This window comes from Shouchella shacheensis (genome assembly GCF_001484965.1).
GTDB lineage: Bacteria > Bacillota > Bacilli > Bacillales > Bacillaceae_D > Shouchella > Shouchella shacheensis.
Genome location: NZ_LLYY01000007.1, coordinates 1 through 14162, shown reverse-complemented (window position 1 = coordinate 14162; position 14162 = coordinate 1). Strand labels below are relative to the sequence as shown.

Below are 14162 nucleotides of genomic sequence, written 5' to 3'. Positions count from 1 at the left end.
AAGAATCCCCCTATTCTAAGATTTTAAGTTTAAAATTTTTCTTGTCAGCAAAGAACCTGTTTAAAATTTTACCTTTTTTGAGCTCTGCTTGTATTTGTCCGGTTACCCCATTGAATTTTTCTGGCATTACCTTGAATTTAATAGTTTGAGTCTGTTCATTAGTTATTTTGTGATTAAATAACTTGTCCAATTCGATATAAATTACAGATTGAGCACGATCTATTTTTACTATACCTCGGAGTTCAACATCATTATCAACCTGTATACTCAACCAAGAAGAAAAATTTAATATCAATTGATTCTTCGTTTTATCTACAGCCTTACCACTGTCCAGAGTTATTTTACAGTTAACACTCAGGGGATTATAACTCTCTTCAGGCTTTAAAACTAAATTATTTTGTTTTTTCCTTGCCTCTTCAACTGACACAGTATACTTTGAGCTATCATGAAACCATGCAAGCAATACTTCTAATAAAATTCCAAGTAACATAGTGTTAAAAGTTAAATCTATAGCCCAACGTATCGATTGGTCTATATTGTTTAACTGGATAATGAAATCAGAAATTCTAAAAAAGAAAATGGAAATAACTAAAGACAATAGATTGAGACTTAACCTAAAAAATGCTATTGCTACCTTCATATGTGCTTCCTTAAAACGGGGGTTAATAACTCATTCTTTATAAAGTCAATTTCTTGATCAGTTGTGAAGAAAACTCCATTGTTATAAATCGTTGTCTTAACAGATGTTCCACCTTTTTTAAAAACAACTATTTCCTTAATATCAATGCTTTCGTCATTCACCAGCCAATCAATTGATTTAAACAAGGTGTTAATTAGTAGTTTATTTCCCTTAGATTGATTAATTTGATCAAGCAATTCTCTCATGTCTTCTGTCAAGTAGTCTTCTAACGGATCTATAAAATTTATCTCGGCTACAAATAAACCCTTTTCATAAACTAATTTTACAATTGATTTGAATATCGCTGTGGTAATTATAACTTGTTTGAAATCTCTTAATTTTGCTTCTTCAACGACTTTTTTATAAGAAGCTGAGCCATAACCGTAAGCTAAGTAATCAAACTTTTTCGCCGAATTAAAAAAAGCCTTATATTGTACCTTAGCCACCGTTATTCTCCCCTTCCCGATTTATGATATGCGCCCTAGTATTATACCATACCTAAGCATTAAGGAAATAAATTAAATTCAAATGTACGAACTTTTATGACAAGCAACGCTTACACTAACGTTAACAGCCAGGGTTGGCGTTAGTGCAAGAGTCTAGCAATGCGAGTGGTGGAAAGTATTCTAAATCACTTGGGAATACAATCCTACTCGAGATATATTTTAATATCTTCACCCACTTGAGTTAGTGCACATTGTACTTTCCCTGACTCTGTTTTATGAGCTTCCATTAAACCAAGGTTTTGCAACTCAATAATTGAATGCTGAATTCTAGCAGTCTTTTTTTTATCACTAATTCTTTTATGTTTGCAGTACTCTGCTGTAAACTCAGTGTAGAAGTCAGAGGTGACCTTTGTCCCGTTGGTCGCTGTGAAACCCAAGGTGATTAATGGCCAACTTCTTTGATCAGCTATAATTGTTAAAGCTTGAGGCGTGAGTCTTTCTATTTGGCCTAAAGCATACCTGTGTTGTTCAAAAAGAGATTTAAAATTTCCGTTCTTACAGATATTCTCTAATACTTTTGAAAGGTGCTTAACTAACTCAAGATCAGGAGGCGAGTCGTCAACAATTCTTATCAGTTTATTGAAAAGGGTATTGCCTTGAGGATCTCTTATAAATGCCGACAATTTTTCAAGAGCATGCTCAAATTCATCACTTTTATTAAAATATTCTTCAATTAAAATCATTTTCTTAGCTTCGCTGATGTTATCATTCACTTCTGTATTCCAGTCTAATATACTATTCGCAATATCGCCTACTACGCCGAACAGTGAGAACCCCTTTTCTCTTAAAATGGCTGTTCCCTGTTCCTTTTTAATAGTAGCTTCCTCTTTTTTACTTAAAGTAATTTCCTTAATACGTTCATCTAGACTTTTCCCTGATGTTTCGAGGTATTCACTTTGATGCTTAGCTATATATGCAAGTTGTTGTTTTCTGTTCACTTTTTCATCTCCTAGTAAATCAGTTGGACTTTCTACTGACATTCTCTACATTTCTAGCGTGAACCCTCACTATTTTACTTACGATACAGCTATATTGCTATGAGACCACCTTTAAAAAACCAGCGGGTAGCAGATACTGCGGACAAAAAATATCCAAATTAAAACAGAAACCACTCTCAGTGATAGTAAGGTTATCTTTATTTCTTTACGCTACTCCCTCTACTACTCGCACCTTCAAATAAAATGTTCTAATACATGCTAACATAATAAAACCCTTCAAACGCAGTTTCCTCTTTCCTACTTTAGGAGTTGCTGAATAATCTCCAATTCCTTCGAGCCATCCGGTGTTTCGAAGGCATGCTTGAATAAGACCGAGGCCATAGGTGCGTTTGCCTTCACCGGCAAAGGAATGCTCTTCACTAACCAGGCGGGTGGTGACAACACAATGAGACCCTACCGTTTTTCATTGCTCTTCTGGGACATACTCAATTAAATCCTGCACGTCACACTCAAGTGCTTCACAGAAAACCTCCAACGTTTCTCGTGTGATGGATCGAACTCCTTTGCCCTCATCCTGTAACTCATCGTCATGAACCCATTGACTAATTGTATTCGGTCTTATGCCAGTTAATTTGCCTAACTGATACATCGTTAAATTGCGCTCTTTTAATACCTCTGCTAACTTGAACCGAATCATACGACTCCTCCGTACACTTCATTTACAAAAATTTTATCATCTTAGTTATTGATTTTAATAACCCATTAAGTTATTATTAACTCATTAGGTTATTATTAATCAGATCAAGGAGGAGAGTTTTATGGCTTTTCACGCCGTTCAAGTCATTCAAGACCTTTCTCAACCAAATGAACAAGCGGTTCTAGAATACGAAGGTTGGATCGATACGCATTCCCGCGTCGTTTGGTATATCGAAAAAGAAGAAGCGCTGCTCGTCATGGCCGATGTCAAACGTTACTTAGGTGAAGCCCGTTATGAAATTCATCCTTACAGTACCCTCATTATTATGACCTTGCAGGATGCTGCTGCTTTCAACTCGGAGCACTTGGAGATGTTATGTACAACACTTACAGAAATGTCGAGTCTGGATTATTTGCAACTGCTTGCGGAACGTTGCAGCTGTACGAATTTGGGATTGGAGCGGGTGATTTAATAGCCGTGTAAGATAGCTTCAAATCATTCGGCGGCATTTTCATCGTGCGATAATCGATGCTCGAACTACTAGCCGTCGAATGCTATAGCCTTTCTACTTATTATTGTCTGATAGAATAATGTCAGTCACTTGTGGCATCTCCTTAACACTCCTTTCTGTCTAACGGGACAGTGAAAACTTCTCAGCACTAAGAAGCCAACAAATCCTCATCAATATCAGATGATTTCTGCTTAGTTGGATTATTTTCGTTATGGATAAATGCGGGTTCCGGGCAACCATGCGAAAAATAGATCGCCGCAAATAAGCCATAACTGACTTCGGAGACGATGGTCTTGGACGGTGACCGCAAATAGCGGAAAAACAAGTTGGAACTCGATGAGAATAGCGCACGGCGATAAGTTGCAATAGACCTATAGCCATACAACTGCACATGACGTAGCTTCGATGGCTTTGATTGTCAGGCGGATGCTTTCCTTGTCCTTCTCACCGGCGTCATGATCCAGTAATTGCATCGCCACCATTACTCCTTAAGAGAGCCTAACACCAAAAAAACCACCCTCAACAAGGATGGCCACAAGCACTCCCACTACTCCCTCACCTCTACAATATCAATAATCTCACGGATATCATCAATATCGAAGGTTTCAGCAATCTTTTCAATATGATGGAAATTGATATTCTGTCGCTTATGAGTGGAAAGCTCGCTTAAGGCTGCATGTCTAATATCTGTCAGTCGGGATAACTCCCGCAGTGATAGTTCTCGTTCATTCATTAACTGTTTTAACTTGACCTCAACTCTTTTTCCCATAGACATTCCTCTATAATTCTTTAATTTATAGTTGACTATCTTTTCAAACTAACATATACTAATTTTTAAACCGGTACGCTATAACGTACCATAAGAAAATATTTTGGTAGCCTTAAGGACTGTTTTAAGAGCTATAAGACTCTGTGCCAGATGTTCTTCAAAGGTGTAGCTTGGTGTAGTGAGCTTTTTGCGTTTCTTGGCATTGAGTTACAGCCGGAAATTTCGCCTATGTCTAGCTCGGCTGGGTTGTTGCGGTCGGTGTTGATTAGGAAGATGTGGATCAAGGTGAGAAAACGATAAGAAATAAGGACGATTCTATTCCTGTACCCGCGGCCCCAAGTTCGTCTTATGGTATCTTTATCAAAAATTCTTCTCGAAAAGGAATTAGGAGGTCTCAAAATGTCGTTTCAAGAAATTCAGGTTATACAAGACCTTTCTCAACCTAATGAGCAAGCGGTCGTGGAGCATGAAGGTTGGATCGACAAACATTCCCGTGTCGTCTGGTATGTTGAAAAAGAAGAAGCGCTGCTCATCATGGCCGATGTCAAACGTTACTTAGGGGAGGCACGCTATGAAATACATCCTTACAGTACCCTCATTATTATGACATTGCAGGATGATGCTGCTTTCAACTCGGAGCATTTGGAGATGTTATGTACAACGCTTAAAGAAATGTCGAGTCTCGATTATCTGCAACTGCTTGCGGACCGTTGCAGTTGCACGAATTTGGGGTTGGAGCGGGTGGTTTATTAAAATCCGTGAAATAGATACCATTCGGTGGCATTTCTTCATTGTGCGTTAATTGGTCTTGTTCTTCTTGCCATCGAACATTTATCGCCTTTGCTACTAACCCTACTTTCGTTTTAAAAGCCTGGAAGTTCCGTTGCATTGGGATTTCCTTTTTTATTTTGGTCACTACAAACTTTTTCCGACAATTTCGTGGTTCCTCTTCAACGGGTCTTTAACTCCCAATCGTTGTAAATCCCATTGCGCTGGATTTCCGGTTCCAGAGACTTTGATAAAGTGAATCTGATCGTTCATGATTACCGTTGATCGCTGATGGGTGGAAAGTTGGTTCTTGATGGTGATCCAGTCACGGTTGTCCCCACTTTCCTTTAGTTGATACTCCTTGCTTATAAGCAGATGATAGGCTAATACAGCGGTGAACAGGTGACCATTTGTCCGTTTAGCTGTTTGGTGATAAATCGGCCTCTATTTTTGTCAGAATGGTATAGAGTTGCCATACCTCTTTAAAAGCAGTTTTTGATCATTTTCATCAAAAACTGCCAAGAGTTGGGCTAAGTCCAGAGAACGTACAGCAAAAAAGCTCCCGCCTTGGTGGAAAATTCACTTGTTATTTATTTTATTATCCCTTAGCTGATCTGTCATAAATTAAGTGACTCCAGACTCTGCTAATGTGAAGCTTCTTTGATTGCATTAACAATATCTTCTGGTGCATTTTCCTTAAATACTTTCTTCCAAGTTTTCATTAGATTATCGCGTGAAACATGAACAGGTTCAACACCAATAAATTTGGGCACTGATTTATTAAGCATAGCATTGGCAGCCACGAGCGCGAGTGCCTGTCCTTGTTCATATGGGAGTTGGGCACTTACTTTCTTAACATGGCGTCTTTCCGCCATATTCAAGGCCAGATCATAATCTAAGTCAGCAGTTCCAATAATAATATCATTCCTACCAATTGAGGATAAAGCATTGACAGCTTTTATAGCTGGTCCCTCCCATGAGACATAAAGTCCTTCAATTTCAGGATGGTCTTTTATCAATCGAACGGTTTTATCAAATACCTCTTTTTCATCCTTGAAAAAGATTTCCTTCACAATTTCTAAGTCATCGTATTCCTTCATTATCATCTGTTTTGCTGCCGTATCACGTTGGTTGGTCGCATAGAAATCTGAGTCAAAGCGAATCATCCCAATTTTGAACTTGGCGAGTTCCCGCATGCTACTTCCAAGTCCACTTCCGGCTAATCTTCCGTGAGACCATTCATTGACAGAGACACAGCTTACATAATCGTTTTGGTTCATCCCTTTAGGCACATTTGTAATTAAAATTAACTGTGACCGGCTTTTAGCAATTTCTTTAAATATATTGGAGGTCTTACTATCATCTACAGGGATTGCTATGACAATGTCAGGATCCAATGAGAGAAGCCCTTTCAACTGTTTATTTTGCATTTCTGCGTCAAAATGGGCGTCAGTAACTGCTAAAATAGAAATACCAAGTTCATTGAAGAGATCACGTATCCCACGTTCGTGTAGATGCATCCACGCAGCCCCCGAGTAATGAAAAGAGATGACAGCAGTATGCTTATTTTCCTTAATACTTTTTTTCTCGTTAGCAGTAAGCTGGATTGTGTTAACACTAGCTGCTTTCTCGCCAAATGGACCCTTTGCAATACCTCCTGTAGAAGACCGGAGCTTCAATTTTGTGTCAATGATTGTAGTCTGGCCTCTTGAACTTAATACATTGGTCTGTTCAGTTTTATTAATAAACTTATCGACGATCTTCTCAGCAATCAGTTGGCAATTCTGTTGCACCGTTGTAATTTCTGGTTGGAAAAATTCGAACCATTGTAAATCATTGATACAAATAATCGATAAATCATCGGGGCATCTTAAATTTCTGCTCTTTAAGTATTTTAATACCGTCATTAATGAATGCTCATTTGTAATGAGTAGTGCGGTTGGTGCGTCCTCACCCCTCATCAAAGCAGCCAACTCATCTTCGCTCAAATGTCTATTTGATTCTATACCTAGAACGTTTTTTTTATTAAACGGGACTTTATTATCTAGAAAAGCTTCTTTATAACCTTGATATATTTTTTTACGCTCAGCACCTCTGTCGCATTCCGTCTGAAGTAGAGAAATTTTTTCATGCCCATAGTTAATTAAATGTTTGATTGCATCATACGCACCTTGATAAATATTAGAGAGGATAAAATCAACATTGCCAGCATAAGACTCTTTTAATTGAAAGGGATTTTCACTAACAATCACAGTAGGGATCCCTTTTAACGAGGAGTGCTCCCTATAAGAATTCTTTAAAGTCTTGTCAACTAGAACCACTTTTCCAATAAAACGTCGGGATTCAGGGACAACATAATTTGCAATTAGCTCTATCATATCATCGGATTGAACGACAACTAGATGAATATTCTCCTCTTTCTGAAGCTCTTCATTCAAATGTTCAATTAATCTTTTTTGAAAAGGGTGAAACATGCTTGAAGCAAAGATGAGCAAATAACGCTTTGCAGACTGTTGATTTACACCTCTTTTTTTCACAATAAAATTGGGCAGTTCATCTAACGAGTCAATTGCTTCTTCAACCCGCTTGACTGTGTCGGGGCTGACATATCTTGTCTTATTTACAACATGAGATACAGTTGCCACCGAGACCCCTGCCCTTAATGCCACATCTTGAATTGTAGCCACTTAAAACCCACCTTTTCAGTTCACTAAAAACCAGTTGATAACAAGACCTTGCGTTTTCCCCATACTGTGTGCAGAACTCCTCTTAAATAATAAAAACAAATTTGCAGAGTTATTTTACCAGCGCATATATAAAACCTACTCAATTCTTTTTATTTATTGTGTGCTTTGTATTTTTATTAGGCGGAAAAACAAAGGTAACTCTGCATAAAATCAGCATTTGAAATAGATTTTTCCGTCCTAAAACAACAAAAAACCCATAGGTTAGTCGGTTATAACAATCGACAAGGCTTCATTGTAGAATCAACTGCAACACCTAAAAACTAGGGGAAAGGCATGGTAAGAACGTGTAACGTGTATCATGAAAGTCACCACAACCTATGATATACGAAAATCTTATCGATGGCTTATCCTGATTCTAGCACAGAGAACCGTAAGAACAAACACCGTCCAAATTCGAACGCGATCAAGCCCAGTCTATCGCAGACAAGGCTGATCAATGCTCGTATTCGGACAGGCCTTAGGCCACGCTCCGAGTGCCATCAAGCGACAATTGGACCGCGGAAGCATAAAACAGCGGGCATCCAGCTGGAAGCTATCAAAGAGCACTCCCGACACCGACCAGCGGGTGTATGAAAAATCGTCAACGTTGTGGGCGAAAGCATCGCTATTTTGCCGAGGCGTGTTCGTTTCTTCATTTCTTCCTGCAGTGTCTATATAGTATCCCTTCGCCCAGAAATGTCTGTTGCCTTTCTGTTTAAATTCTGGATGTCGATCAAAAACCGTTAGAGCACTTTTCCCTTTAAATAACCCATAAAGGTCGATACACTGATTTTTGGCGGTATTTTCACACATAAATGAATATGATCGATAGATACACTTCCCTCTATTATTTCGACTCCCTTGTACTCACATAGCTTTTTGATGATTTCCCGTATGTCTTTCTTTAATTTCCCATACAAGACTTTTCGTCCGTATTTCGGAATAAACACAATATGGTACATGCAATTCCATTTTGTGTGTGATAAAGTTGATTTGTCCATTTTGGATGCCCTCCTCCGCTTTTGACAATGGCTTGCGAAACCTTTGTCATTATAGCGGAGGAGGGCTTTTTTATCATGTTTATCGGCACTTCCTCTTCCGTTCTCCCACGCATAGAGTGGAGCTTAATCTGGAGTTATGCTTTTCTCTTCTTACTTGCAAAAGCCACAGCAAGAATAATAATTATCCCTTGAATTACTTGTTGCTGACTAACATCAAGTCCTTGCAATATTAAAGCATTGTTTATAGTTCCAATCATGACCGAACCAATAATTGCTCCAACAACCGTACCGACACCCCCAAATAAACTTGTTCCTCCAAGGATAACGGCGGCAATAACTGATAATTCATCCCCTTCACCGAAAGTAAATCGCCCAGCCTGCAATCGGCCGGAGTAAAGCATACCAGCAAGCCCAGCCATCATTCCCGAAGCCATAAAAACACCCATTTTAACCCTCATCGTCTTAATTCCTGAAAAGGAAGCCGCTGTCTCATTGCCCCCTGTAGCAAGAGTTTGACGACCAAATGTTGTTTTACGCAAAATAAAGTGACCTATTATCGCTATGACTATCGTCCATATGAGCAGGATCGGAATACCAAAAACATCCCCTGATCCAAATAAATAAATGAAGCTTTCACTTGAAATTGGAATGGGGGCAGTACCCGATATCCACATTGCCAATCCTCTGGCAATCATCATCATGGCCAATGTAACAAGGAAACTAGGGATTGCAATTTTTGCTACAAGGTAGCCATTTACAAAACCGATCGCCAACCCTGTCGCCAACCCGACGATAACACCTGAAATCATACCTAAACCAGCTTGCATTGTTAATGCAGTCGTTATAGCAGATAAGGCAGCTACGGAGCCCACAGAGAGGTCAATTTGTCCTGAAGATATAACGAATGTCATGGCTACTGCCATGATCGAAATCATAGCTGTTTGTCTGGCGATATTCATCAAATTAGACGTAGTTAAAAAGCCCTCATTTGATAATGTAATAGCGAAATATATAAACACTAGTATAAAGGCTATATAGACGATATATTGTCTCCAATCAAAGTTTTGCAGCAAACTATTCACTTTGGATTGCACGTTCAACGTCCTCCTCGCTATTAATGTCAGTCCTCTTAATCGATCTAGTAACTTTACCATCTTTCATAACCAGTAATCTGTCGCTCATTGCTAGAAGTTCTTTCATTTCTGATGAAATTACGAGAACTGCTTTGCCTGAATTAGCAATTTCCCTAATTATTTTTATAATTTCTGTTTTCGCTCCGATGTCAACTCCGCTCGTCGGCTCATCTAAAATAAGAATTTCTGTATCATTTAATAACCATTTAGCGAGGACAATCTTCTGTTGGTTTCCCCCTGATAAAAGTGAGACTGTCTTGTAAATTCCATCTGTTTTTACATTTAATTTTTCGACAAAGCTTTCAACTTTTTCATTGGCTATTTTATTTTTTATTACTTTTAAATTAGATAATTTTTCGAGACTCGGTAAAATTAAGTTTTCTTTCACATTGTGCTCAAGAACAAGTCCTTGGGAACGACGATCTTCAGGTACAAGCCCAACGCCATAATTTATGGCATCTTTCGGTGACTTTATCGACTTCCTCTCACCTTTTATCCAAATCTCACCGCTATCAAGTTCATCAATTCCAAAGATCACCCGAGCCGTTTCTGAACGGCCACTTCCCATTAGACCTGCTAGCCCAAGGATTTCTCCTTCATAAAGAGTAAAACTGACATGCTGAACTTTATCACCCGACTTGATGTTTTTTACTTCGAGCAATGGTTTGAGGTTTTCATTCTGATCCCGCTGTATCCATTCAAATGAGGACTTCATATTGCCACCGATAATATAAGTAACTAGTTCATCCATTGTGGTCTCTGAAGCGATTGATGTAGCAGCTTTTTTGCCGTTTCTTAAAACAGTAATCCGGTCGCAGATACGGAATATTTCATCCATTCTGTGTGATATATATATAATCGTGATACCGTTTTCCTTAAGGCGTCTAATAAGTGCAAAAAGTATTTCAGTTTCCGTTTTGGTCAATGTTGACGTTGGTTCATCCATAACCAATATTTTTGTATTCATCGAAAGCGACTTAGCAATTTCTGTCATTTGCCAATAACCTATACTGATATTTTCCACTAGTTCCTTTGGCGAAAATGATAGTTCCAGTTCTTCCAGCAGGTTTTTTGCATCCTCTACCATTTTGCGATCATCAATCATGCCATATTTCGTTTTTGGCTCACGATTCAAATAAATATTCTGGGCTACAGTCAATTTTGGGATTAGACTGAACTCCTGGAATATCATTGATACACCTGCAGCAACAGCCTCATTTTGATTCATTAATTCTCTGATTTCACCACTAATCCTAATCTCTCCTGAATCCTTACTGTAAACACCGGTGAGAATCTTCATCAAGGTTGATTTACCAGCGCCATTGCCTCCCATAAGAGCATGAACTTCTCCCTCTTCAACTTCAAAATCAACTTCATTTAGTACGTTTACACTATTAAATGACTTGCTGATCTTCGACATTTGAAGAATAGCTTTACCCATTTGCACATCTCCTTTACATCCTCAATTGAGGACTAAGCAGTAAACCAGCCGCTGCAGCCTCCATATCTCAATTAGGCATGGGCATTTGTTTTCGTCCACCGTTGTTCTTCTGCTGAATTCAAAATTGCATCTGTAACCTGTGCGATTCTATGCCCTTCTTTAAAACTCGGTTCACAAACACGATCATTCATGATCGCTGACAAGAATTCATGCATTTCAATGATTTTCACTTCGCTGTATCCAATGCCTAAACCTGGAATTGGCCATAAACCTTCACCATAAGGATGAACCCCACCAGTATAGACTTTTTTGTAGCCTCGACGATCTTCAGGATCTTCTGAAAAACACACTTGGAGCTCATCGCGGCGCTCATAATTAAAGAAAAGCGATCCTTTTTCACCATGAATTTCAAAGGTTAGAAAGTTATGTCTTCCCCATGCATTGCGGGTAGCTTCAAGCGATCCAATTGCACCGTTGTTAAATTTAAGCATCGTCACTAGTTCGTCATCTACTGTAACCTGTCCCTTTTTTCCATTCGGCATTTTTACATTACCAAGTGAATCTTTTTGTGAAGCTTGCACTGGTCTTTCATCTATCCATGTTCGCGTCATGGCATTTACTTCAACAATATCCGCTACAAGATAGTGTGCTATATCAAGAACATGCGTCCCAATATCTCCAAGTGTTCCCGAGCCGGCAAAGTCCTTGTCAAAACGCCATGATAAAGGAGAGCCCGGATCTGCTGACCAGTCCTGCAAGTATGTCCCACGAAAGTTTAAAATTTTTCCGACAGCACCTTCATCAATATATTTTTTAGCCAGTGCCACAGCTGGTGTTCTACGATAGTTAAAAGTGACCATATGCTTGACTCCTGCCTTATCAACTGCCGCTAAAATACGGGCCGTCTCTTCAGCATTTCGGCCGAGTGGCTTTTCGCACATAATATGCTTACCTGCTTCAGCTGCTGCAATCGCCATTTCTTCATGTAAATGATTCGGTGTCACAATATCTACAATATCAACTTCCGGATTATTGATAATAGTTTTCCAGTCCGATGTTGAATGACTGAATCCAAGTTTTTTTGCCGCCGCATCAGCTGAAGGTTCATCAATATCTGCAATAATATGTTTCTCTAGCCTTACATCATCCTCATAAAACATCGGAACAGCAGTCATGGCCAAAGAATGTGCTTTAGCCATAAAACCACCACCGATCATCCCTACCTTCATCGTTTTCATTTAGAAAAACTCCTTAGTTACTTATTCGAATGCTTCAATGATTTCTGCTGGAGGTTCCTCGTTATATACTAACTCCCAGGAATCAAGTAAATTTTCTCTAGTAACAGTTGTAGCAGGAACTGCAATATAACTAGGTACCTCTTCTTCAAGAAGCGCGTGCCCTGCTATGATAGCTTCCGCAACACCTTGATCAAATGGAAGCTGAGCACCGACCCCTTTAATTTGCTGGTCACGAGCCATATCAAGCGCTACACCAGAGCCTAGATCAATTGTCGTCATGACCAGGTCATCCATTCCTGCCGTTCTAACTGCAGAAAGGGCGCCCTCAGCTGGAACATCCCATACAACAAATAGCCCGTCTAAATCAGAATTACGAGTCAGCATAGCAGCTGCCACACTTTCTCCGTCTTCCGGCTCTGCAATACCGTCACGTTCAACAATCTCAATATTGGGGTATTCTTCTTCGATGGTCTGTTCAAAAGCTTCAACACGCTGAGCAGTGACAAAGAAGTCTGCATCGTGATAAATAACCCCTATTTGGCCCTCTTCCTCAAGTTCATCAGCCAGCGTATGCGCTGCAACAGTACCGTTTCCATAATTGTCTGCTGACACTACACTTACGTAATCTTCACCTGGCTCAAATCCGTCTGGAACATTGTCCATGAAAACGAGGTGTATACCTGCATCGGCTGCCGCACGATAAGCTCCTGCTGTTGAAACAGGATCAACTGGTATACTGACGAGAATATCAGGATCCCTAGCCATTAATGTTTCAATATCACTTGCCTGTTTTTCTACACTGAATTGTGCATCTGTAATAGCGATAACTTCAACACCCATTTGTGCAAAAGTTTGCTGCAGACCATCAAGTTGTGCACGGGACCAGTCATTTCCTGCATAGTGCATGGAAATTGCTGCTGTATAGTTTCCTTCACTGATTTCTTCCACTTGGTCAGGCGTTAATTCAATATCATGTGCTGAAGTTGCAACCTCACCTTGAGGACCTTCACTATAAATTTCAGAATCTTTATCTATATTCGGGTTGATGCGTATTGGCTCCGACGCTAATTCGACATCATCCTCATCAACTTCCACTTCGACATCACCAATATCATCACCAGTACCCACTGAATTACCATTACATGCAACTACAAAAATTGTCGTTATTGAAAGCATCCCCACCACTGCTAACCTTTTGTACATTTCCATGTGCCACACACCCCTTAATTTACTAGAAAAATTTAATCTGATCTGCCTTTGTCAGATAATATTTATTTCACTTTTTCCCAAGATCGTGATTCTGAAGACCTCATAACCGCTTCACATACGCGATCAACTTTGTAAGCTTCCTCAAATGTTGTCGATGGCTGGACACCTTCTGTAACAGCTTTCAAAAAGTCATAACTTTCAATGGTTTTTAATTCACCATACCCGATATTCATACCTGGAATATTCCATGTAATCTCTCCGTAGTCATGAGCCGGGCCTGTATAAATCGTTTTAAACCCGCGGCGGTCATCCGGATCATCTGAGAAGCATACTTGGAGTTCATTAAGTCTCTCATAATTAAAAAGGATTGATCCTTTTGTGCCGTGAAGCTCAATTGTAATGTAATTATTTCTGCCCCATGCATTACGTGTGGCTTCGATACTCCCTACTGATCCATTTTTAAAATTAACGAGGAAAGATGCTTCATCGTCAACATCCGAGGCCACTGAAAAACCATCATTTTTTCAGCTAGAGAATTTTCAAACA

At 39.4% G+C, this 14162-nt stretch carries 13 protein-coding genes and 1 pseudogene; 2 read left to right on the top strand and 12 right to left on the bottom strand.

Going from position 1 to position 14162, the window contains the following annotated elements:
- Positions 1–10: 10 nt before the first annotated feature.
- The 4 genes from AVZ68_RS09270 to AVZ68_RS09255 form a co-directional block, all read right to left on the bottom strand.
- Complete coding sequence (locus AVZ68_RS09270; RefSeq protein ID WP_059104268.1) at positions 11–640, bottom strand: hypothetical protein; 630 nt, start codon at positions 638–640, stop codon at positions 11–13.
- Positions 637–1125 carry a hypothetical protein gene (locus AVZ68_RS09265; RefSeq protein ID WP_059104267.1) on the bottom strand — a complete coding sequence of 163 codons (489 nt, stop codon included), beginning with the start codon at positions 1123–1125 and terminating at the stop codon, positions 637–639. Before AVZ68_RS09265 ends, AVZ68_RS09270 begins: the two co-directional genes overlap by 4 nt.
- Before the next feature lie 203 nt (positions 1126–1328).
- Positions 1329–2123 (bottom strand): hypothetical protein, encoded by a 795-nt coding sequence (locus AVZ68_RS09260; RefSeq protein WP_059104266.1) that lies wholly within the window; start codon positions 2121–2123, stop codon positions 1329–1331.
- A gap of 463 nt (positions 2124–2586) precedes the next feature.
- Complete coding sequence (locus tag AVZ68_RS09255) at positions 2587–2820, bottom strand: helix-turn-helix domain-containing protein (protein ID WP_059104265.1); 234 nt, start codon at positions 2818–2820, stop codon at positions 2587–2589.
- Positions 2821–2941: 121 nt separating this feature from the next.
- On the opposite strand from AVZ68_RS09255, the gene AVZ68_RS09250 reads away from it, so the two are divergent.
- The gene (locus tag AVZ68_RS09250; protein WP_059104264.1) at positions 2942–3292 is read left to right on the top strand and encodes a hypothetical protein; all 351 of its coding nucleotides are present in this window, start codon (positions 2942–2944) and stop codon (positions 3290–3292) included.
- Positions 3293–3878: 586 nt separating this feature from the next.
- Here the strand turns inward: AVZ68_RS09250 and AVZ68_RS09245 are convergent.
- Entirely contained in the window at positions 3879–4100 is a 222-nt protein-coding gene (locus AVZ68_RS09245) for a helix-turn-helix domain-containing protein (RefSeq protein WP_059104263.1), read from the bottom strand.
- Positions 4101–4499: 399 nt separating this feature from the next.
- Here AVZ68_RS09245 and AVZ68_RS09240 point away from each other — a divergent pair, with 399 nt between their 5' ends.
- Complete coding sequence (locus AVZ68_RS09240) at positions 4500–4853, top strand: hypothetical protein (protein WP_059104262.1); 354 nt, start codon at positions 4500–4502, stop codon at positions 4851–4853.
- A 659-nt stretch (positions 4854–5512) separates the two neighbouring features.
- Here AVZ68_RS09240 and AVZ68_RS09235 read toward each other — a convergent pair.
- From AVZ68_RS09235 to AVZ68_RS09205, 7 genes and pseudogenes are all read right to left on the bottom strand, one after another.
- A complete protein-coding gene (locus tag AVZ68_RS09235; protein WP_059104261.1) occupies positions 5513–7555 on the bottom strand; it encodes a LacI family DNA-binding transcriptional regulator in 2043 nt (680 codons plus the stop codon).
- Positions 7556–8029: 474 nt separating this feature from the next.
- Positions 8030–8556, bottom strand: a pseudogene (gene tnpA / locus AVZ68_RS21040) (IS200/IS605 family transposase).
- Between the two features lie 173 nt (positions 8557–8729).
- The gene (locus AVZ68_RS09225) at positions 8730–9689 is read right to left on the bottom strand and encodes an ABC transporter permease (protein ID WP_218970838.1); all 960 of its coding nucleotides are present in this window, start codon (positions 9687–9689) and stop codon (positions 8730–8732) included.
- Positions 9670–11169, bottom strand: coding sequence for a sugar ABC transporter ATP-binding protein (locus AVZ68_RS09220; protein WP_059104258.1), 1500 nt, complete (start codon positions 11167–11169; stop codon positions 9670–9672). Before AVZ68_RS09220 ends, AVZ68_RS09225 begins: the two co-directional genes overlap by 20 nt.
- Positions 11170–11240: 71 nt before the next feature.
- Positions 11241–12407 carry a levoglucosan dehydrogenase gene (locus AVZ68_RS09215; RefSeq protein ID WP_059104257.1) on the bottom strand — a complete coding sequence of 389 codons (1167 nt, stop codon included), beginning with the start codon at positions 12405–12407 and terminating at the stop codon, positions 11241–11243.
- 21 nt (positions 12408–12428) lie between these two features.
- Positions 12429–13616 (bottom strand): substrate-binding domain-containing protein, encoded by a 1188-nt coding sequence (locus AVZ68_RS09210; protein WP_059104256.1) that lies wholly within the window; start codon positions 13614–13616, stop codon positions 12429–12431.
- A gap of 62 nt (positions 13617–13678) precedes the next feature.
- Positions 13679–14122, bottom strand: a complete 444-nt coding sequence (locus tag AVZ68_RS09205; RefSeq protein ID WP_218970837.1) for a Gfo/Idh/MocA family oxidoreductase — start codon at positions 14120–14122, stop codon at positions 13679–13681.
- Positions 14123–14162 lie beyond the last annotated feature (40 nt).